We start from the raw sequence: 20,965 nt of genomic DNA on the forward strand, positions 1-20,965 counted from the left end.
TACAACTTCTCACTCCTGCTGCGGTGGCTGGCAGCACTTTTGTGTGCCTTTGTCCTGGTGCTGGTTGGATCCGGTCCATCGCCTCGACGGGCGTGAGTCACGCCACCAGACAATTCTTCACGGACGATTAAATATCTTCGCGCCAACAACCGCCGTGCTCGGGAGATGTTCGCCTGGGCTTGCCTGAAGGGTGCTGAAGCTTTCTTTGGCGACTACACTGGGCCTCTGCACTTCGTCACTATTGCTTGTCGGCGGTTTTCCTGCGCGGTGGACGGCGGTGCAGCCTTTGATGTTCAGCAAGTGCAATCCCATGCCCGGCAAGCCCTTCACGGCTTCAACTATCTCGGCATGGTCGAAGTCGCTTACTACGGCAACATCGGCCTGGCTCCCGGTGTTCGCGGTGCTCTCTGCTTTCACGTTCATGCTATCGTCTGGGGTGTCAGCGCCCACCGCTTGAACCGTGCCCTCGCCGCTGTTGATGCCCGCGAACAGAGCTTGCTGCCTGGGGTTCGCCCAACGGACCGCCGCTCGCTGACCGTCAACCGGCTGCCCGGCAAACTCCTCTACATGCTCAAATCACCATCTAAGGAATACCGCGTCTACCCTATGCGCGGCGAGTTCACTGACCAAGAGACCGGTGAGATCACGGTTGGTCCAACTGGCAAATGGCGTCAGCTCAAGCAGCGATTACGCTTTGGTGGTCTGGTAGCAGCCCGGAGTGCTCTGGTTGATCGCTATCTTGACCGCTTGGCCTTCGCGGGTGGAGCAGGGATTTCGCTGCTTAACCGCATCCGGTGCGCCGCCCTGCGCCCCCTGCGTGCGTACCAAAAATCGCGCTGCCGCCTCAGGCGATCTCTTCGATAGCCGATCTCACCCCAACCCATGAGGACATCAGATGCCCAACATTCGCTGCAGCAGCCTGCTGCTCATCCACAATGACTGCGATCTTCCACGACTTTGCCAAAGGTATCCAGAACTCGTCGGACGCAAGGGGCAGCCTTTTACCATTGCCAAAATCCTGGAACTCGAGCGAGTTGGCTATGCTCGCCAAGATCGAGCACGGTGTGGACGCTTGGTATATGTTGCAACACCGGACTTCCTGGACCGCAACGGCTTGTTTCTTGGTCCGGGGCGGACGGAGGAGAAGATCCAGGTCTTCCGCGTCTCCTATGCCGACCTCCAACTGATTGTAGACCTAGTTCAGGGGCGACAGCCTCCGAAGATCCGACCTGCCACACACCCGCCTCTGAAATCTGATCCCAAACAGCGCAAGGTTGCCCGGCGAGCTCGTAGGCGCCAGTAGCTCATCATCCCTGCTATAGGCTGCCTCGGTTGCAGAAGCCAAGCATGTACTCAGTGGCAGCATCAGGCGCCACTGAACGATCAAAAGCAATCCAAAACCAGTAAACAACCTGGAAGTTTGCGCAAAATAAACCTGTTTTGCGGGTGAACATTTTTTCATACAATACAAGTATTAAACAATGAGGTTTGCTTCAATGGGTAACAAACGGCATCGCGTGATTAAGAAAATGAAATCTACTCCTATGAATGTTGCTGAGCAGGCTCGCTGGGAAGAACGAAGGCAACGACGAGCAGTTCGTTGGCTTTGGCGAAGCATGATTGCGGCCGCTGCACACGCTGGTGAAGATGGCTTAGACACAGATGATCTCGGCTACATTGCCTTGGAGTTCGCCGTTGGTGTCCTAGCGCTTGGCTATGAGAAAGACGAACTGGTCGCATGGCTTGAGCTTCACCTCGATGGCATCAGAAAGGGTGGCAACTACTGCGTTAACCTCGGGCAAGTAGCCCAGGGATTTCGCTTCGGAAGCCCTCCTACAGGTGGTCCACGATGCTCGACAGGTTTGAGTCATTCGGCGACGACTGTTCACGAAAATTCGCCCGCGAACTTATGCACCTTTGGTCGTACCGCGCCGCTGTCACGCCAGTGACTGTGCTCCAGGCCGGTCAGTGAGAGTTAGCTAGCCCCTTTCGGCCAGGCTGGTCCGAGGTGTCGATGTTTACCAGAGAAATCCGAACAGAAGGTGAATTATTCACATGGCTCGTCGCGTATATGCAGCGCGGCAGAAAGCGATGCTATCCTAAGCCTATTGTCGAGTTTGCGGACCTACTGATCCACAAGATGCCGTCTGGACTGGATATGCAGAACCTGATCGACATCGGGCTCGGCTTTGAGGGACCATCCCAGCCCAATGGGTTGGCAGCGTTGTTTTGGGAACTCGCTCGCGACACAAGTCCGTGCGAGTGCAGCGAATTGATCATCACATTTGCTGCTGAAGTGTACGAGCACCTCTGTCATACTGACGAGGTTGATCTCGGAAGTGCCAATCGGCTTGCCATCCACTGTCTCCGTTTAGGGTTAAGTCCGCTTAAGAGCCGGGCTAGCAAACGGTATTTCAAGCAGGTCAGCGATCAGGATGGTAAATGGCTCGTGGGAACCGGGCGGCTTGCGCGGGAGCACGGCCTTGCTGTGCGATTGAGCTTCATACCCACCGAGGAAAGGTCTTAGAATCGCAGTGTTGAAATGACGCAAGGCTCGGCTTTCCAGGCATATCGAGTTTGCTTACCCTGTTATTCGCCGTCACAGGACGAATCGGAAGTGAGTAAGCCGTTCTGCGATTGTGCGAATAACCCACGCCAACCCTGCGGCTGATAGCTCGAAGCACGAAACACGCTCCTCTTGCACATATCAGACGAGCCTGGACCTTGGTCTAATTCTGAAATTCAAGCAGCATTCCCGCAATCTTTGCCAGAGATACCAATGACAATTCGTCTCGAAACCGCCAAGCGTATCGCACGAAATCAAACATGACTAGGGTCTCGTAAAAGAAGAGCGCAAGGAGCAGCTGAAATGGGAGATCGATGAAGCTCTATTCCGAGCGTCAAGTCTGTGGCTGATGTTCGACCCGTCTGGGCCGGTCACAGTTCGGGAAAAGCAGAGCGTGGACGAAGACGCAATCGATCTGACGGAAGGAGCGAGCGTCCTGTTGTGGCGCGCCATGAACATCCTGGACGCACAACTGCTCAATCGCCGGAGCATGGCCGACATCCTCAACGTCGTCGCCGAGCACGTTCGATCACGCGGCTATCCAGACGACGATGAGGTCAAAGCGATCTTCGACCTTCTTCTCAATTGAACAACGAAATCACAGCAGGCTCGCCGTCCCTTCATCACGCTCCCGAACGTATGGAGTCTGACGCGTGATCTGTTCGGTATTCATCCCGACGCAGGCTTTGGAAAGGCTCATGTAGCAAGAAAGGTGAACCCAGTGGCATACCGTAGAAAGAGCTTGAAGCGCATCAAAGCGGAGCATCGCACTGATGTTCGGCACAGCGCCGAAGAGCGTGAGGGCCAGTTTATGTGGGATGTCGACGAGGCGGTATGGCTCGCCACCGTCGCATGGTTCCAAACACGTATTCGGGACCCGGAGCCGATGGAACCCACCCGTGCAGCGTCGCTCATTCTGTGGAGGGCTCTCGATATCTACGAAGGCTGTGAACTGAGCCACGAGGAGATCGCATCGTTTCTTGAGAAAGTTGCGTCACGGGTTCGGAACCGGGGCATTGGGGAGGCTGCGGACCTCGCCAATCTCTTCGAAACGTGCTTTCCCGATATCGAAGCATCCTGGCAGGCCCGTTGAGCACAATCCGCCGCGGCCTTGTACGGCTGGCAAGGATCACTCGGCTGAAATGCTGAATAGAACTCTGCGGAATCCGAGACCGTCGGGCCGCCTTACATAGTGCACTGCGACCGCCGTCGCCATTAAGGGCGCAGCGTGATCTGTCTGTTCTTCCCGGTCACCAATAACGAGGTACGAAATGCGTCTCATCACAGAACACAAGCCTCTGCTGGCCTTTCTGGCAGAGCAACTTCAGATGTCAGAGCCTCAGGTCGTGCTTACGCGCGGTGCCGTGAGCATCAGCAACGGGATTCTTGAGGGACTTGCAAGCGAGGGCAGGCACTCCGAAAACGCACTCAACAAGGGCGAGGTCATTAGCCTCCTGATCGATGCGATTGCGCCCGCGGGAGAAACCATGCGGGCGAGTGAGCGCCACGTGTGGTTTCTCGCGCAGTTCTACGATCAGATGTTGGAGGGAGAGCACAACATCACGATTGATGAAGCCACTTTCATTCTTGCCAACGTTCTGTCTCTGCGGCCGGATTATCTCCGTTTGGTTCGGCGCGGTGACAGGCGTTACCTCGTGAGCAGCAGGCGATTTGAGGCCGAATTCGGCTTTCGGGTGCGTGTCAGAAGCCGGGCGCAGGAGCGCCTGGAGCTGCGGGATCGTCAGCAAGAGGCCCTCGGCCATGCGATGGATTGTATCCTCGAGACTGGCGCGTGATTGATCCTGTGGCCTTGACCTGCGGCGAGGGTCGACGCTGGCCACTGGCGCCGTCGAGCATCCGACCATCAACGGTGGGGGTGGCGCGAGCGGACGGGGATCATCCCCAGCTGTGTCGTCCGCTCGGCTCACCCAAGGTCAGTTCGAGGGGCGGGCCCATGATGATCAGGCAGTCGCAGTCGGCACAGGAGACCGGTCGATGGGACCAGAGCCGGCTCTCGGTCTGCGGGCCACCGCCAGTTCCCGGCATCCGGCATGGCCGCATACATGCGGCCATGCCGGACGCCAGCCGAGCGTGGGCGAAAAGGGGGCGGCCCGGGCAGGCGAGCGCCCCCTTTTAGGCCGCCCTCATGCGCAATGGTGGCGTGATGAAACTCTCGGGCCGGAGCAGGAGAGGCGCTTTGGAGGCGTGGCTCTGGAAACGGCAACCGCGCCCCGTTCATTCTGAGCAAGTGCCAGCCCTGAGCTGAAACACTGTGGACTTTTGGCGGCAAGATTGTGGCTTTCTTCATCGATTAGGCTCACAATCCTCTCGCTATCAATCCAATCCGGCCCAGTAAGAGCCGGTATAACAGTGCGCTAGGGGCTCCATGACTGATATTCCAGGAACCATCGGCAATGACTCGTTGCTGGGATCAAGCGGCGACGATGTCATCAGCGGCCACGATGGCAATGACACGCTGGTCGGCGGAACAGGCAACGACTTTCTCGATGGTGGCGCTGGCACCGACTCCTTGCTTGGCGGTGACGGCGACGACAATCTGCGCGGCGGCACCGGCAGCGATACTCTCGATGGGGGATCGACCGGAACCAACAGGGATTGGGTCACCTACGACGGCAGTTCATCCGCAGTGTATGTTGATCTTCAGCTTGGGTTCGCCACTGACGGGGCGGGCGGCACCGATACGTTGACCAACATCGAGGGCGTGACGGGGTCAGACTATGCAGACACCCTCAAGGGTGGCAGCGGATGGGACTGGTTCACGGGCGGCGGGGGCAACGACACCATTGATGGCCGCGACGGGCAGGATGTCGTTTTCTATGGTGAGTCAACCGCCGGTTTCATCATCGACCTCAAGGCCGGAACGGCCGTCGCTCGGGATGGCACTCAAACGGATGCCCTGATCAGCATCGAAGCGGTCAACGCTTCGCAAGGGGGTGATAAAATTCTCCTCTCGGATGTGGACGGGCATGTGTTTGGCCATGCTGGTGCTGATGAGATCTATGGAGGTGCGGGCCACGATTACCTCAACGGCGGGACAGGCAACGACACCATTGATGGCGCCGGCGGGTTCAACACGGTTTCCTATTTCGAGGAAGAGTGGGGCTCCCCCACACCAACCCAGGGCGTCAGCGTCAACCTTGCGGGGCACACCGCGACCGACCAGTGGGGCGGGCTGGATGCGCTCTCCAACATTCAGAGCGTGCGTGGCTCGAACCTGAACGACGTTCTCATCGGCAATGACCAGTTCAATGATCTGAAGGGCGAAGCCGGGAACGATACCATCAGCGGAGGGGGTGGTGACGACAACCTCCAGGGCGGGGCAGGGGCCGACCTTCTGGACGGTGGTGCTGGGTCCGACAACGCGGATTACGGTGGTGCGGCCGCAGGTGTGGCTGCCAGTCTGGCCAACGCGGCTTCCAACACCGGAGAAGCCACAGGCGACACCTATTTCGACATTGAAGGCCTTCTCGGCAGCAACTTTAGCGACACACTGACCGGCAACGGCGCTTCCAACTACATGGAAGGTCGGGACGGCAATGACACGATCACCGGCGCAGAGGGAGACGATTTTCTCGACGGCGGGGCGGGAACCGACAACTTGAGCGGCGGAGCCGGCAGCGACTTGCTAGATGGCGGTATGGGCTCCGACGGCCTGCTCGGTGGCGACGGCGACGACAGCCTCCTCGGCGGAGCAGGCAATGATACCATCGATGGCGGCGCCCATGGACGCTTCGGGGATGAGGTCTCGTATGATGACAGTCCAGACGCGGTACATGTCGACCTCGAGGCCGGAACGGCAAGCGACGGCTGGGGCACCACCGATACGCTCACCAATGTCGAGAGAGTGATCGGCTCGCACGCTGCAGACATCCTCAAGGGAGATGCCGCCGAGAACTGGTTTACGGGAGGGGCGGGCAACGACGCCATCGACGGGCGAGACGGGTATGACCGGGTGTTCTATGGGTATGCCACGACAGGCTTCAACATCGACCTGAAAAACGGAACGGCGACAGCGCTCGATGGCAGTGAGACTGATCGTCTGTCTGGGATCGAAGCCGCCTATGGGACCGAATTTGCTGACAGGATCACCCTGGCGGATGGGGGCGGATACGGCGGGTCCGGCGGGTCCGGCAATGACACGATCATGGGGGGCAGCGGCAGTGATTTTATCGAAGGTGGATCCGGGGACGATACCCTCGATGGCGGCGGCGGCCGGAACACGGTGTCCTACTTTTATGATGGCGGACCACAAGGCGTCGTCGTCAATCTCGCCATGCACACTGCCGCCGACAATTGGGGTGGGCACGACACGCTGTACAACATTCACGACATTCAGGGCACAGGGTTCGACGACGCCCTGACCGGTGACGACCAAGACAACAGCCTCCAAGGGAACGCCGGCAGCGACAGCCTCGATGGCGGAACAGGCGATGACATCCTTGATGGGGGAACAGGATCCGACACCTTGCTTGGCGGCGAGGGGGATGATGATCTCCGTGGTGGTGCCGGCAACGACACCCTCGACGGCGGAGCGAACGAGTCATACGTGGACAACGCCCTCTACGATGACAGTGCGTCAGGGGTGATTGTTGATCTGCAGGCCGGAACGGCAAACGATGGCTGGGGTGGCACCGATACGCTGATCAGCATCGAAGGCGTGGGCGGCTCACAATATGCCGATATCCTCAAGGGTGACGACGGCGACAACTGGTTCGCAGGTGAGGCCGGAAACGACACGATCGATGGCCGCGACGGGCACGATCGCGTCTTCTACGGGTCTGCAAGCACAGGCTTCACCATCGACCTGAAGGCTGGAACGGCAACCGCCCACAATGGCGGCGAGATGGATACCCTGTCCGGGATCGAGGCCATCCATGGCTCCGACTTTGATGACAACATCATCCTGGCGGATGGGGGCGGATACGTCGGGTTCGGCCAGGCCGGCAACGACACGATCATGGGCGGCAGCGGAAGTGATTTCGTCAGCGGCGGGGCCGGCAACGACTCGATCGACGGTGGCGGCGGCCAGGATCGTGTGACGTACTTCTACGACGAGGGAACACAGGGGGTTACGGTCGACCTCGCCGCCCACACCGCAACGGACAACTGGGGTGGGCGCGATACGCTGATCAACATCCAGGATGTGCAGGGTTCGACCCTGAACGATACCTTGATCGGTGACGCTCAGGAAAACGACCTTCAGGGCGAAGCTGGCAATGACAGCATTAGTGGCGGTGCCGGCAATGACAATCTCCAGGGTGGCGATGGCCGCGATACCCTGAACGGGGGAGCCGGTAGCGACTTTCTCGATGGCGGCAATGGGGCGGATTCCCTGCTCGGTGGCGACGGCGACGACAACTTCCATGGCGGGGCCGGCAACGACACTCTCGATGGCGGAGCCAACGGACCGTACGTCGATAGTGCCACCTACGACGATAGTGCGTCAGGGGTGACTGTCGATCTCCAGGCCGGAACGGCGAGCGACGGCTGGGGCGGCACCGATACGCTGATCAGCATCGAGGGCGTGACCGGTTCGTCCTTCGCCGACGCTCTCAGGGGCACCGCCGGCGAGAACTGGTTCACCGGCGGTGACGGCAACGACACCATCGACGGCCGGGACGGTCGGGACGTTGTTTTTTACGAGGACCGCAACTCGGGCTTTACCATCGACCTCAAGGCCGGAACGGCAACCGCACGGGATGGCAGCGAAGTGGATACGTTGCTCGCGATCGAGGCGGCCCACGGCACCTTCTTCGATGATGACATTACCCTCTCCGACACACAGGGATACGTGTTTGCCCGTGGTGGCAACGACACGGTTCGCGGCGGAGCCGGAAACGACAACCTGATTGGCGGCTCGGGCAACGACGTCCTGGATGGCGGTGGCGGGATCAACACGGCCTCCTATTCCGACCCGGAGTGGGGCTCGCCGCCAACCCGCGGCGTCAGCGTCAATCTTGCGCTGCACACGGCCACGGACAACTGGGGCGGGCGCGATACGCTGATCAACATCCAGAATGTGCGTGGCTCCGATCTGAACGACACATTGACCGGCGATGGCCTGAACAACGCGCTCACTGGAATGGCTGGCAACGACACCTTGGTCGGCGGCGGCGGCGAAGACTTCTTCAGCGGCGGGGCGGGCAGCGATACGCTCGACGGCACGGGCGCGGGCAACTCCGATCCCGATGATACCGACACGGCCGACTACTCACAGGAGGCGGGATCGCGGGGTGTGATCGTCAACCTCGCCACCGGCACGGCAACCGACAGCTTTGGCCACACGGATACCCTGGTCGACATCGAGGAGGTGCGCGGCACCGCCTCGGCCGATACGTTCTTCGGCGGGGCTGAGGGCAACGGCAACTCCGAAGCCTTCATGGGCCTCGCCGGCAAGGACACGATCATCGGCGGCACAGGGAATGACAAGGTGCGCTACGACCATGATGCCACGTTGGGCGGCACCAACGGCGTCACCGTCAATCTGGCTGCCGGCACCGCCGTCGATGGGTTCGGTGACACGGACACCCTCAGCGGCATCGAGGTGATCGACGCCACCAGGTTCGCCGACACCCTGATCGGGGATGATGCCGACAACCGCTTCCGCGGCCTGGCCGGCAACGACGCCATCTATGGCGGAGCCGGAGCGGATCGGGTCGAGTACCACCGGGATGCCGACAAGGGCGGCTCCCTGGGCGTGTTGGTGAACCTTGCCGCCGGCACGGCCACCGACGGGTTTGGCGACACGGACACGCTGAACTCGATCGAGAATGCCCGCGGGACGAGGTTTGATGACACGCTGATTGGGGATGCCGGTGCAAACCACCTTCTCGGTGATGATGGCAGCGACGACCTCCAAGGTGGGTTCGGGAATGATAGCCTGGATGGTGGAGCCGGCAACGATGTCCTGCGTGGTGGAGGAGGCAACGACACCTTGAACGGCGGGGATGGGGCTGCGGATACGGTCGTGTTCAGTGGCCTCAGATCGGATTACCTCGTCTCCAAGGCCTCCGACGGCACAATCACCATCGCAGACAAGCGGGCCGGCGGAGACGGGCAGGATCTCCTCCAGGGCATTGAGTTCTTCCAGTTCGGGAATGGAGTCATCAGCCTCGCGGCCCTCAATGCCGAACCGACTGTGTCCTCGTCCAGAAGCATCACCATCACTGAAGATGTCGGCACGGGCCCGCTGGCGATCGGGGCCCAGGACGTGGATGGCGGCGCGCTGTCATACCAGGTGAAGGCGGGGTCTGACCCTGCTCGCGGGGCGGTCATCTTCGACCAAGTCGGGGGCACATTCACCTACGTCCCGCACGCCAATGTCACCGGCTCGGACACATTCACCATTGCGATCTCGGACGGCAGGGGCGGCACCGTCGAGCAGGTGGTCAACGTCGCCATCATGGCCATCAACGACGCTCCGGTTGTGGCCGGTGCGGTGAGCGGTACGGCTACCGAAGGCGCAGGTCCCTCACTCCTCAATGCTCTGGCGAGGGCTTCGGACGTGGACGCGGGCACGACGCTGTCGATCGTAAACCTTCCCTCAACCCTGCCAGCGGGCGTGAGCTACGATGCAGGGGCGAGGGCCTTCGTGCTGGACCCGACGCATGGGGCCTATCAGGCCCTGGCGGCTGGCGCGACCACAAGCGTGACGGTCAACTATGCGGTCTCCGACGGCACCGTCGCCACGCCGGCCTCGGTGTCGTGGACGGTGATCGGGACGAACGATGCGCCGCTGGGCCTGTCGCTGTCGAACGCCACTGTCCTCGAAAACAGCCTGAACGGAACGGTGCTCGGCAGCCTCTCAGCGTCGGATCCCGATGGGGACACCCTAACCTATGCCCTGCTCGACAACGCCGGGGGGCGCTTTGCCCTTCAGGGCAGCCCGCTTACCGGCTACCAGCTTGTGGTGGCGAACGGCACCCTGCTCGACTACGAGCAGGGTGCCAGTCATCAGGTGACGGTGCGGGTCGCTGACCCGAGCGGCGCGTTCGTTGACCGAACGTTCGCGATCACGGTGGGTGACGTGGGAGGCGAGACGAGCGTCGGCTCTGCGGGGGCCGACCAGATCGTCGGCGGGGGTGGCAGCGACAACCTGTCTGGCGGGCTCGGCAACGACACCCTGACGGGTGGCAGCGGCAGCGATATTTTGAGCGGCGGCGCCGGCAATGACGTGCTGTATGGCGGGACGGGCAAGGACTCCTTCGTGTTCAAGCACAAGCCCAATGCCAGCACGAACAAGGACGTGATCAAGGACTTCAAGGTTGTCGATGACACCATTCGTCTCGACAACGCCGTCTTCACTAAAGTCGGAGCCAACGGAGCCCTCAAGTCCTCTGCGTTCTGGACCAACACGACAGGCAAGGCGCATGATCGGGATGACCGGATCCTCTACGACAAGGACTCGGGTGTGCTCTACTATGATCCGGACGGCACCGGATCGGCGGCGCGGGTGGCCTTTGCGACCATCAGCAAGAACCTGGGCCTGACCTACAAGGACTTCTACATCATCTGACCAGAAAGCCCTGGATTGCTCCGGGGCTTTTCTTATTGCGTCGGCCAATGGAAGCGAAGCAGGCGTGAGTTCCGGCACCGGGTTGCCCCAGCAGGGATAGCTGACACGGCGGGCAACACGCATCGCCTCCTGCCGTCTCCATCAGCCTGACCTCCTTGTCCAGATTCTGCTTGAATGGTCCTGCTGACTGCTTTTTGATGCTCGTCAACTTACAAAAGAATATTGGGGGCTGACGTGACAACTTATCCTGCTTCGGTCGTGCTCGGGAGTGTGACCCGGATCGATGATGCTGGCGGACTCGATCTCTATCCGGACCTGGTGGCGCTTCCGACTGGCGGCTTTTCTGTCCTCTGGAACTCGAATGGTGTGGTCCTGAAGAGCTTTGATGCAGCCGGGACACCAATCCAGCCCCAAATCAATCTGGGAGGGGTGTCACAAGAACTCGGCATGGAGGAAGCAGTCGCTCGACCTGACGGCTCGATTGTCTACGTTCAACGTCAGATTTTTGGGAGTTACCCGGACTCCTCGACAATCACCTACAGCGTGGTGCAGCGCAGCCCAGATGGCACTCTGAAGACCCTCCTCACTTACAACCCGGAGCCATTCCCATCTCAGCCGTTTCCGGATACCACGCCTGATATCGTTGTGGCCGCAGACGGTACGCTCGCCATCAGTCGCATCATCGATGACGGCGCAGGTGGAACCAAACTGCTCGTCGATGTGCTGAGCCCCTACAACACATTTCGGTCTCTCAGCCAGACCGTCACGGACACTGCCCATCTGATGAGGGCCGACATCCAGGTGCTGGCTGACAATCGTTTTCTGGCCGTCTGGACAGTGAAAACACCGTCCGATGAGATGGACCCATACGGAAACCCACTCACGGTCAAGGACACACTCATGGGGCGGGTGCTAGGGTCAAGCGGGATACCTACCGGTGACGCCTTCGTCCTGTACGAGCAAATCTACGACCCACCCGTAAACGGCGGAGTTTACCTCGATTTTGCGGTTGCCGCATTGCCGAATGGTGGGTTTTCTGTTGTGGCAAACCCGGAAATTGCCCCCGACCCATCCGAACCGAGCTTCACGGTGCGGACACCGACCGCCCCCGGAGCAACCACTTTCACAGCTAGTCCTGGAACGCCAATCAGCCCTACGCCAGGATTCGAGCGCATTGGCGAGACGGTTGCCTTGAGTGATGGCAGGACCGCGGTGTTCTGGTCTGAAGCTGGCCCAGACGGGGTTTATGTTGGGGCCGGGTCAACCCTCAAAGGACAAATCTTCAATCCGGATGGGACGGCCTCGACCGGGGAGTTCATTATCGTAGAAGCGTACCATTCTGCTGTATCCGCAACGGTGCTGGCAAACGGCCGCATCGTTGTTTCCTGGAGAGAGGACGGAGGGCCAGATGGGAACTCCCCATACTCATACACAGTCGACAATTTCTTCAGGATCATTGATCCCAACCGATCCCCCACAGGTATCGCTCTCGCAAGCAGCACTGTCGCCGAGAACAGTCAGTCCGGATCAGTTGTTGGGAGCCTTTCGGCAAGCGACCCAGATGTGAATGAGACGCACACTTATGTGCTGCTCGACAACGTCGGGGGACGCTTTGCCCTTCAGGGAAATTCGCTTTCCGGCTATCAGCTTGTGGTGGCCAATGGCACGCTGCTCGACTACGAGCAGGCTGCCAGCCATCAACTGACGGTACGCGTGACGGACCACAGTGGAGCCACTTTCGACAAACGCTTCACGATCTCCTTGGCCGATGTGGCGAGCGAGACAAGCGCCGGCTCTGTGGCAGCCGACCAACTCATGGGCGGCGTGGGCAACGACACCCTGTCGGGCGGGCTCGGCTACGACAGCCTGATCGGAGGCTCTGGCAACGACAAGCTGGCAGGCGACGCAGGCAACGACATCCTGGACGGCGGCACTGGTAATGACGTGCTCTACGGTGGCGCTGGCAATGACGTGCTGACGGGCGGCTCGGGCAAGGACGCCTTTGTGTTCAACACCAAGCCCAGCAGCACGAACAAGGATGCTATCAAGGACTTCCGCGTGATCGACGATACCATTCGCCTCGACAATGCCGTGTACACGAAGATCGGAGCCAACGGCACCCTCAAGTCCGGGGCCTTCTACGCCAACCTCACCGGTAAGGCGCACGACCGCGACGACCGCATCATCTACGAGAAGGACACAGGCAAGTTGTACTACGATGCAGACGGCATTGGATCGAAGGCGGGGGTTCACTTCGCCACGGTCGGCAAGTTTCTGGGCCTGACGTACAAGGATATTTACATTACCTGAACGAGCCAAAGGGTACGCAAAGATAACCCGCGTGGCCGCCGATGGTGCGGCGACGGTATCCGGGTCTGGAGGGTGGCGAGGCCGGCAGCCATGGCAAGCTTGGGCCCGCTGATTCCAGGGATTCTGGCTGCGGAACCCAGTTCCTGATCTCCGATAGCCCTTTTTGCGGAGAGCCGTCATTGAGCGCTCTTCCTGAGAGTGGTCGAACAAGGCGCTCTCTGCTGTGTGATTGAGGAAGGAGTTGCACTCCTGGACAGCCGACAAGCTGAGCGACAGCAGGCGCAGCCTCTCTTCCTCCCTGACAACCGTCTGTGATGACGGGCGAGGTCTTCAAGGCGCACCACCCTTTGTCGGCCGTTTGGTGTGCTGAGGTCCTCCACAACGAGGTTCATCACACCATGAACATCCATCCTCGCGCATGGGACGGCCCCGCGGCACCGACGCCCGTGCCGACATCGCCCGCAGCCTGCTCAGCAACCCTTCGCGCCGAGGGTGAGATTGACGCCCGCCGGCAGGAACTGAAGGTTGCGCACAGCGGCCATCTCGGCGGCCGCCCAACCCCACTGCCAGCCGCACTTCAGCGGCACGAGGTGATCGAGGTGGAAACCCCGTTGGCGGTAGAATTCGGGCGCATACGGGCGCGCGGTCAATTCGCTGAGACGGCGTGCGTCCTTGGCGTACTCGCTGAAGCTGGCATAACGGCTGATCGTGAGTTGCCGCAGCGTATCTGCCGCGGCGACGGACCCGGCCATCATGCCCGCCGCTCCTCCGATGAATGAGCCGACGGTCAAGGCAGTCGGGTTCAGAGGGACATCGAACCGATCGTAGGTATACTGCACCGCCGCTCGCCCACCGGCCTGCCCAACCGTGGCGCAGATGAGCCCACCCGCCGCGGCTCCAAGCGGCCCGAGGGTCGCGCCTCCGACCACGGTGCAGAGGTAGGTGGCTCCGCCGGTTGTGACCGCCACGACCCCGGCTGCGATGACGGCATCCCGCACTTGGTCGCGGGAGGGCATGACGCTCCACACCGCCTCGGCTCCGATGGCGCCATAGTCGCGCACGTGCGCCGCGCCGGTCGCTGTTGCCACCCAGAGCACCTGTGAACCGGCGACGAAACGCTGCGTGAGGTGCTGGGCGCCGGCCGCGCTCGCGCCTGCGATCACCTGCGACCCAAGGCGGACGTTCTGTCGAAAGCGGTGAACCCAGCCTGCTTCGTTCGCCAGGGCCGTGCCAGATGTCGAGAGCGCCACAGCGGTGGCGACAAACAGCGCGAGCAGAGGTTTCATGGATCTTTCTCCAGAGACAGCCCCAAAATGAAAGCTCAACCTTGGCTGTTGTTCCAGGGTAGAGGGCTCATACCTCTTCTGAACTGTCTGCTGCGAATCCAGCAGCCGAAACGGCAGGGTCGCCGCATCAGCAAGTCCCAGCGGAACTCCTGCCGGCACCTGCACCACTTGCCTCTTCGCCGCACTGACCTCGTCAGATCATAATGCCCGAAACGGTTGCCCCAGAGAGGTCGCTGGAACGCGGCCGGAGGCTTTTTACGGCATCGCCTGGATGGCCGCGGCAGGAGGCCCAGTGGGCATCAGTCGCCGTGTGTTTCGCTCCTGTGCCGACCAAGGCGAACGCGGCCTATAACGGAGTATCCCTTATCGGTCCGAGCCCCGGGTCACCCCTAGTACATGATCAAGCGGCGGGAGCGCTCCCTGGCTCCGCAGAAGCCGCACGATGTTGGTGGCAAGGCTCAGGCGATAGCTCGCGCGTAGGTGCTGAATGTAGCGAGTGTGCTTGACCAAATCGAGGTAATCGGAGTGCCCAAGAGCATTTGCCTTGAGCCAATCAGCCACATCCTGACCGGTTGTCAGAGATCGCGTCGCCCGGAACTCTCGGGCCGCCTGATCGAGATGAGATGCCTGAACCGGCGCGCCTGCCGCCTGAAACGCGCGCTCGGCCAGGCACATTGCCAAGGCCTGCGCCTCCAAGGCCTGGAATTCGCCCGTGGAGCGAAGGTTGTGCTCGAGAATGGCATATGCGGCCTGTGAGATCCCCTGGCGCTCCCAATCCACCTCTGCGGTGAGTTCCATCCAGGCATGGGTGGCCTCAAACCGAAACGATGGGGTGAAGGGCTCGTCCAGCCTATCCCAGGTCGCCTCGACCATCGCGATGAGCCCGAGCGCGTCGGCTCTCTTTTGGGAAACAGCATTGTCGCGGAGCCAACTCTGCAGTCTCGTGACGCAGCCTGAGCCGAATCCCAGCCGTGTACTCTCGTCAATGAGGCGGTCGAACGTGCGCTCGCGCCAGTAGAGCCCGTCTGCCAAAGCCTCGAGGCGCAACCGGTCGCTGGGTCCGATCACTCCCTGGCGCTCGGCCTCTCGCACAGTGGCCTGCATGTCGACCAGAGCGGTCGTGAGCGAGGGCCACCCGAGTTCAGCGGGGCCGTGCAGCACAGCCACCGCATCATCCCGCTCAAGTCTTCCGTGCCGATAATCTTCATAAATCGTGCCATGGCCGATCATCCCGAATGCATCGAGTTCTGCGGCACGAAGCGCCCCGAGGCTCGCAGCGCCGAAAACATGAATCCCCTGTGTCAGCGCCCAAAGGATCTCCTTGTGGAAGACGGCCGGGGTGTCCTCGAATACGCCGTCGATCAGCAGGATTGCACGGGGCTCTTCAAGAGCCACGCGATAGATGTCGCCGCGCCTCGCGGGCGGGCGCATTTCAATGGGCGGCCCGAACTCACGGCTCGCGCCACTCAGGCTGGGTCCGGCAAAGATGACAGCGCAATCGAAGCTCATGAGACGCGCCGGGCCCGTTCTCCGTGCGCGATGTCGGCCGACGGAGGGGGCTCCAGCCCCGGCACGACGACACGAACGACGGGAAGGCAGAAGTCCGGTCGCCCGAGGTCTGTGACGAGAACCTCGTGAAGGCCACGATGCTCGAGCCTCTCGATGAGCCAGCAGAGATCATCCTCAACGGTCTCAGATGAGAACCCCGCACCCGCCTCGAGCGGCACCAGGGCGACACCCGTCGCGCGGGTGGCCTCTTCGCGCCGCAGCGGATGGCGGAAATTCGCAGGCGTGAGGTCATCGCGGGCCCCGGCCAAGCGCGTCAGCCGCGACTGTGCGGCTTCATAAACAGCGCGCAAGCAGCCCCACGTCCGATCGGGATGGCACCCAAGCCCGCCGGCCGCCATGGCGGTCACAGGGGAATCGCTTCCTCCTGTGATCGTTGCGAAAAACACCGGGACGCCAATATCAGAGGTTAGGTCGTAAACCGACAGATGAGCCCCAGCGTGCTCGATGCGAGCGAGGACGTCCTGGATATCAGGGTTCTCTGACGTGGTGAGATCCACTCGGCTGGGGCAGGGCGCGTGCGCAGCCCTGAAGAGCGCGAAAGCATCCCTCTCGATGAGCTCGCAGAGCCCTTGGCACACGGCTTCCGCATAGGTGTTACCCGATGCCAGCCCATTCGAGCTAACGGGAAAGCAACTCCCGCCAGGCATCGGCGGGGATGCAAAGTCGGTATGAATGAGATCCAGCGGGATCAACCGGTCGGCATCGCTGACGAGATCACAGGCTCCGCCCCAGGCGATGCGCGTATCCGGGTTGAAGCGGCTTGTGTTTCGCTGTGGCAGCCTCGACGGGTCAACGGCTCGGCCAGTGCCGGCGAGTTCATTCCAGGAGAGCAGGCGAACGGGTATGTCGAGCCGCTCGGCGTGGAAGGACTCCAGTGCCTCCATCACGCCGGAAACCTTTGCTGATAGGAGGTCGGCCCCTTTCCCCTGGGCAACGGAAAGCCCACGGGAGTTCGGACGGGCGACCATAACGACAGGAATACCGAGCCGGTCCAGACCTGTTACATCGGCGACCCGGGTCATGCCGGCGGCTTGCATCAACGGTCGAACAGCGGCGTACGTGTCCTCGCTCGTCTTCGTGCGAGCGTGCGATACCTTTGGCGACCGGGCCCGCGCACCGCCCGTCCAATCCTTTCGGAAAACATCAAAATTCGACGTGAAGGGCATAGAGCTCTTGGGATATCATGTCTGCGGCACGGCATTGAGAGAAATCATCATCGCCAAGTAGGTTTCCGAACCAGTTGGCGGGCGAGGCGTGATCAGAGTGGTTCCTCCGACTGGTCCTTCGATATCGGCAACATCGCCGTAAAGCGCTTTCATGGTTCTGACCTTGGGAGAAGCGCTCTGCCGGATTTTGTTGGCCACTGCGGCGGGATCCATATTCATCTGGCGATAAACATCAGTGACCTCGAAGTACTGCAGCCATTCAGAGGAGATGAAGAAGATCCTTGTCCCCGTGTCCGGATCAGACCCGCCTCCTCTTGGATCGTAGACCAAAAAGTAACCTTCGGTTTTACCAGGCGCTGCATGGGCAGGGACAGCGGCTGAGCCGACCGTGGCGACAAATGTGCCGGCGAGAGCCAACAAATCGCGGCGTGTCGCTTGAGGGCGCTGGGGCAGGGCATCCCCTTGTTCAGGTTTCGGCTCCTGGTTCTCCACGACGGCACCCTCCCTTGTTGCGTGCCCCTCGGCATGACGTTTCTAAAGTGTGCAGTTCTTCGCGTTGTTGCGCAGCACCACCGCGCTTTGATCGAACGTCGGACCGTAGATCCTCATGTAGGTTTTGTCATAAACGCCGATCGCAAAGGTCGAATTGACTGAGAGAATTTGGCCGCCAGAGTCCCGGACCCACGGTCCACCACTCGTTCCTTCAGCGAAAGCCAACTGCGGCGTTCTCACCGAGACAAGTGGATCGGGGTGGAGGACGTCTTCTTGCGTTTCTGCCGAAAGTGCCGTGAGAACACCCCCCGCTGGATAGCCCAGGAGTGTCACCCACGTGCGATAGGCGTTTCCGATGAAGATGTCCTTTGGATTGCCGGTGACCGCTGTCGCGGTCTTCAGGAACGCATAGTCGTGGCGGATGCGGAAATACTTGTCAGTGACCTGGGCCCACTCCGACGGGACGTAGACACACTTGCTGTTGACATTGAAAACACCGCCGCCCTCTTGGGTGAATTTGACGATCGGGTAACGGGTTGTGGTGCCATTTTCTTGAACGCAGTGAGCGGCGGTCAACAGCACGTTGGAATCGATGAATGTCGCCGTGCAGCGGCGGGGGATATTGTTAATCGTTACTTCGAGCTTTCCGACAAACGCGGAGGTCGGCGGAAACATTGTCGACGGTAAGTCTTCAATCGGCTCGCCAGCGTTCAGAAGCGGCAGCGGAGTGGGCTCCGGCTGGCCTTGCGAGAAGGCTGGCGCTCCCAGGAGTGGATGCAGCAACAAGAACGCAACGCACGCACAAGTCCGCATGACCATGGTCATAGTGCCAGTTCTCCCGCGCGACCATCGATGCACTGAGCGTTACATGGAAATGTAGATTCCTCAATTAACTCTGTAGTAGCATAGAGCGGCAAAGATCTTTGCCAGTCTAAAGACAAACGCGCCTGACCCGGTCAAGAACAGGGGGCGCCCGCTCGCGGCATCCATGCTGGACGAGGGTTGAATCCGCCGTTGTTTCGTCAAGAAGAAGTAGTATTGTCACAGTCGAGCAGTTACCATTCATGCCCGGACTGGGTGAGGGTCGCGACACGATGAGCCGGCGCATCCGAGTCATCCTCTTCATTGACGTTACCGACTCGACGATGCTGCTGGCGTCGGATGCGACCGGGAAAGAGGGCTCGCTTGCGAACGTCATGCGGCGGATCCAGATCGACCTGCGCCGGCGGTCTGGGCAAGAATTCTCATCCGCGGGGGACGGCGTCGGCTACTTCTTCAACGATGTTCGCAGCGCGGTGCATGCGGCATGCGACGTCTTGCGGGACGTCGCGAACATTCATCCCCCCGTTCGCGTTCGCGCTGGCCTGCATGTCGGTGAAGTGACCAAAATCAACAGCTCCTACTACGGCATTGCCCTGAATCTTGCCGCGCGGGTTCAGACCGCCGCCAAACCTGGTAGCCTGTATGCCACGGCAGCCGCTGCTCAGGAACTTCAGCATGCCCCTGAGTTCGAAACGTCGTCGCTTGGCGAGTTCGAGCTCAGAGGCATCAGCGAAAAGGTGCGATTGTTCAGCATTGAACGCAAGGCCCAACGCAGACATTCACAAGGACATGAACGAACCACGGGGTCGGCCGCTATCGAAACCCAAGGCTCGATCGCCGTCCTGCCGTTCGATGTTCAGTCGGATGTGGAACGCTGGAAATACTTTGGAGCGGGTTTCACTGAAGATCTCACCGGAAACCTGGCGCGGTTTCGGACACTCACGGTGATTGCTCCGCACTCTTCCTTCGAAGCCGCGAAGCAGCATCAACCGGCGCAAGAGCTTGCCTTCAAGCTTAAAGCCAACTACGTGGTCCATGGCCGCATTCAGGTTTTTGACGATCGGATGCGAATCTCGGCGGGGCTGATGGATGCGACGCGCGGGACACAAGTTTGGTCCGAAAAGTTCGATCGTCCCACGTCCGATCTTTTTATCGTGATGGATGACATTTCTGGCCACCTCGCATCGCACCTTGCGACGAGAGTTGAGCAGGTTGAAAAGCAGCGCATCCGCCGTTCCCACCCGGGATCCCTCGAAAGCTATGAGTTGCTCCTCCGGGGTCTGGAACTCTATCTGCAGCACCAGCGGCCCACCAACAAACGGGCGCGAGACTGCTTCCGGCTTGCGATCCGCATGGATCCAGGCTTTGCCCGCGCCTACGCGGCGTTGTCCAAGACCTATAATCTCGAGTGGCGCTACCGCTGGTCCAAAGATTCTTCCCGCTCGATCGGCATGGCCCTCGAGTTGGCAAAGATCGCTGTTGAGATGGATCGCCTCGATGCACGGGGGCACGCAGAACTCGGGTTCGCGCACCTTTACCGGCGTGAGCTTGACGAAAGCCTCTCGGCTTATGAGGAGGCTCTGGATCTGAACCCGAATGATGCTGATATCATCGCAGAGTACGGAGACGCACTGATTTATGACGGTGAGCCGGCGCGCTGCATCGGGCTCGTCGATAAGGCGATCCGCCTCAACCCGTCCCATCCGGACTGGTATCTCTGGGTTCAGGGTGGGGCATACCATCAACTTCAGAAGTATGAACAGGCCATCGCCACGCTGAAGCGCATGAAGGATGCAACGGAGGCCTCTCGGCTTTTGGCCGCCAGCTACGCTCGTCTTGGAGCCAAGGACGAGGCACTTCGATGGGCGCTTCTCGTTCGGCAGAAACACCCCACTTTTTCGATTGAGGATTGGGCGACCACGCAGCCGTTCAGAAACCCTGCAGACCTCGAGCACTTTGTGGAAGGCATGGCGTTGGCGGGCCTGCCGGCCTAGTTGTTTGGTGGCGGAACGTTGTTTGGATCAGGTGCGTTGTGCGATTGAGGAGTATACTTGGCGCTTCGACGGTCTACGACGCCGGGCTTCTCGCCGCAGGAGGACGTGATGCACTCCCTTCACCCGCAAGCCCGCACCACCCCGGCGGTCCGTCAGGAGATCGCCCGCTCGCGAGAGCCCACCGGCGTGCTGGCCCAGCGCTTCAGCGTGAGCACCGAGACCAT

The 20,965-nt window shown here is 60.6% G+C and carries 14 protein-coding genes and 1 pseudogene; 9 read left to right on the forward strand and 6 right to left on the reverse strand.

Annotation, left to right across the window (positions count from 1 at the left end; translation table 11 throughout):
* The first annotated feature begins 165 nt into the window (after window positions 1-165).
* The 5 genes from NF876_RS37810 (at window position 166) to NF876_RS37830 (ending at window position 3,659) form a co-directional block, all read left to right on the forward strand.
* Window positions 166-864 carry a hypothetical protein gene (locus NF876_RS37810; protein WP_262273059.1) on the forward strand — a complete coding sequence of 233 codons (699 nt, stop codon included), beginning with the start codon at window positions 166-168 and terminating at the stop codon, window positions 862-864.
* A 632-nt stretch (window positions 865-1,496) separates the two neighbouring features.
* Window positions 1,497-1,949, forward strand: a complete 453-nt coding sequence (locus NF876_RS37815) for a hypothetical protein (protein WP_262273060.1) — start codon at window positions 1,497-1,499, stop codon at window positions 1,947-1,949.
* A 65-nt stretch (window positions 1,950-2,014) separates the two neighbouring features.
* Window positions 2,015-2,527 (forward strand): hypothetical protein, encoded by a 513-nt coding sequence (locus NF876_RS37820; RefSeq protein ID WP_262273061.1) that lies wholly within the window; start codon window positions 2,015-2,017, stop codon window positions 2,525-2,527.
* Window positions 2,528-2,960: 433 nt separating this feature from the next.
* The gene (locus NF876_RS37825) at window positions 2,961-3,155 is read left to right on the forward strand and encodes a hypothetical protein (RefSeq protein ID WP_262273062.1); all 195 of its coding nucleotides are present in this window, start codon (window positions 2,961-2,963) and stop codon (window positions 3,153-3,155) included.
* Window positions 3,156-3,308: 153 nt separating this feature from the next.
* Window positions 3,309-3,659, forward strand: coding sequence for a hypothetical protein (locus NF876_RS37830; RefSeq protein ID WP_262273063.1), 351 nt, complete (start codon window positions 3,309-3,311; stop codon window positions 3,657-3,659).
* Window positions 3,660-3,897: 238 nt separating this feature from the next.
* Here NF876_RS37830 and NF876_RS37835 read toward each other — a convergent pair whose 3' ends face one another.
* Window positions 3,898-4,329: a hypothetical protein gene (locus NF876_RS37835; RefSeq protein WP_262273064.1), complete on the reverse strand. Its 432-nt coding sequence runs from the start codon at window positions 4,327-4,329 to the stop codon at window positions 3,898-3,900.
* A gap of 623 nt (window positions 4,330-4,952) precedes the next feature.
* Between NF876_RS37835 and NF876_RS37840 the strand changes: the two genes are divergently transcribed.
* Complete coding sequence (locus NF876_RS37840; RefSeq protein ID WP_315975114.1) at window positions 4,953-11,102, forward strand: cadherin-like domain-containing protein; 6,150 nt, start codon at window positions 4,953-4,955, stop codon at window positions 11,100-11,102.
* Between the two features lie 234 nt (window positions 11,103-11,336).
* A complete protein-coding gene (locus tag NF876_RS43275) occupies window positions 11,337-13,412 on the forward strand; it encodes a cadherin domain-containing protein (RefSeq protein WP_315975115.1) in 2,076 nt (691 codons plus the stop codon).
* A gap of 470 nt (window positions 13,413-13,882) precedes the next feature.
* Here NF876_RS43275 and NF876_RS37870 read toward each other — a convergent pair whose 3' ends face one another.
* From NF876_RS37870 to NF876_RS37890, 5 genes are all read right to left on the reverse strand, one after another.
* Window positions 13,883-14,698, reverse strand: a complete 816-nt coding sequence (locus tag NF876_RS37870; RefSeq protein ID WP_262273065.1) for a hypothetical protein — start codon at window positions 14,696-14,698, stop codon at window positions 13,883-13,885.
* A 363-nt stretch (window positions 14,699-15,061) separates the two neighbouring features.
* Window positions 15,062-16,207, reverse strand: a complete 1,146-nt coding sequence (locus NF876_RS37875) for a TfuA-like protein (RefSeq protein ID WP_262273066.1) — start codon at window positions 16,205-16,207, stop codon at window positions 15,062-15,064.
* A complete protein-coding gene (locus tag NF876_RS37880) occupies window positions 16,204-17,433 on the reverse strand; it encodes a YcaO-like family protein (protein WP_262273067.1) in 1,230 nt (409 codons plus the stop codon). Before NF876_RS37880 ends, NF876_RS37875 begins: the two co-directional genes overlap by 4 nt.
* 15 nt (window positions 17,434-17,448) lie before the next feature.
* Window positions 17,449-17,925, reverse strand: coding sequence for a hypothetical protein (locus NF876_RS37885; RefSeq protein WP_262273068.1), 477 nt, complete (start codon window positions 17,923-17,925; stop codon window positions 17,449-17,451).
* 42 nt (window positions 17,926-17,967) lie between these two features.
* Complete coding sequence (locus tag NF876_RS37890; protein ID WP_262273069.1) at window positions 17,968-18,750, reverse strand: trypsin-like serine peptidase; 783 nt, start codon at window positions 18,748-18,750, stop codon at window positions 17,968-17,970.
* A gap of 269 nt (window positions 18,751-19,019) precedes the next feature.
* Between NF876_RS37890 and NF876_RS37895 the strand changes: the two genes are divergently transcribed.
* Window positions 19,020-20,741, forward strand: a complete 1,722-nt coding sequence (locus NF876_RS37895; RefSeq protein ID WP_262273070.1) for a tetratricopeptide repeat protein — start codon at window positions 19,020-19,022, stop codon at window positions 20,739-20,741.
* 108 nt (window positions 20,742-20,849) lie between these two features.
* Window positions 20,850-20,965 (forward strand): annotated as a pseudogene (locus NF876_RS43890) (IS481 family transposase); the annotation flags it as partial.

The organism is Microvirga yunnanensis, assembly GCF_025460875.1.

Excerpts from the sequence above, each read along its gene's own strand:
- NF876_RS37840 (WP_315975114.1), top strand. The coding sequence starts at position 4,953 with ATGACTGATATTCCAGGAACCATCGGCAATGACTCGTTGCTGGGATCA.
- NF876_RS37880 (WP_262273067.1), bottom strand. The coding sequence starts at position 17,433 with ATGCCCTTCACGTCGAATTTTGATGTTTTCCGAAAGGATTGGACGGGC.
- NF876_RS37895 (WP_262273070.1), top strand. The coding sequence starts at position 19,020 with ATGAGCCGGCGCATCCGAGTCATCCTCTTCATTGACGTTACCGACTCG.
- NF876_RS37890 (WP_262273069.1), bottom strand. The coding sequence starts at position 18,750 with ATGACCATGGTCATGCGGACTTGTGCGTGCGTTGCGTTCTTGTTGCTG.
- NF876_RS37820 (WP_262273061.1), top strand. The coding sequence starts at position 2,015 with ATGTTTACCAGAGAAATCCGAACAGAAGGTGAATTATTCACATGGCTC.
- NF876_RS37875 (WP_262273066.1), bottom strand. The coding sequence starts at position 16,207 with ATGAGCTTCGATTGCGCTGTCATCTTTGCCGGACCCAGCCTGAGTGGC.
- NF876_RS37870 (WP_262273065.1), bottom strand. The coding sequence starts at position 14,698 with ATGAAACCTCTGCTCGCGCTGTTTGTCGCCACCGCTGTGGCGCTCTCG.
- NF876_RS37815 (WP_262273060.1), top strand. The coding sequence starts at position 1,497 with ATGGGTAACAAACGGCATCGCGTGATTAAGAAAATGAAATCTACTCCT.
- NF876_RS37835 (WP_262273064.1), bottom strand. The coding sequence starts at position 4,329 with ATGGCCGAGGGCCTCTTGCTGACGATCCCGCAGCTCCAGGCGCTCCTG.
- NF876_RS37810 (WP_262273059.1), top strand. The coding sequence starts at position 166 with ATGTTCGCCTGGGCTTGCCTGAAGGGTGCTGAAGCTTTCTTTGGCGAC.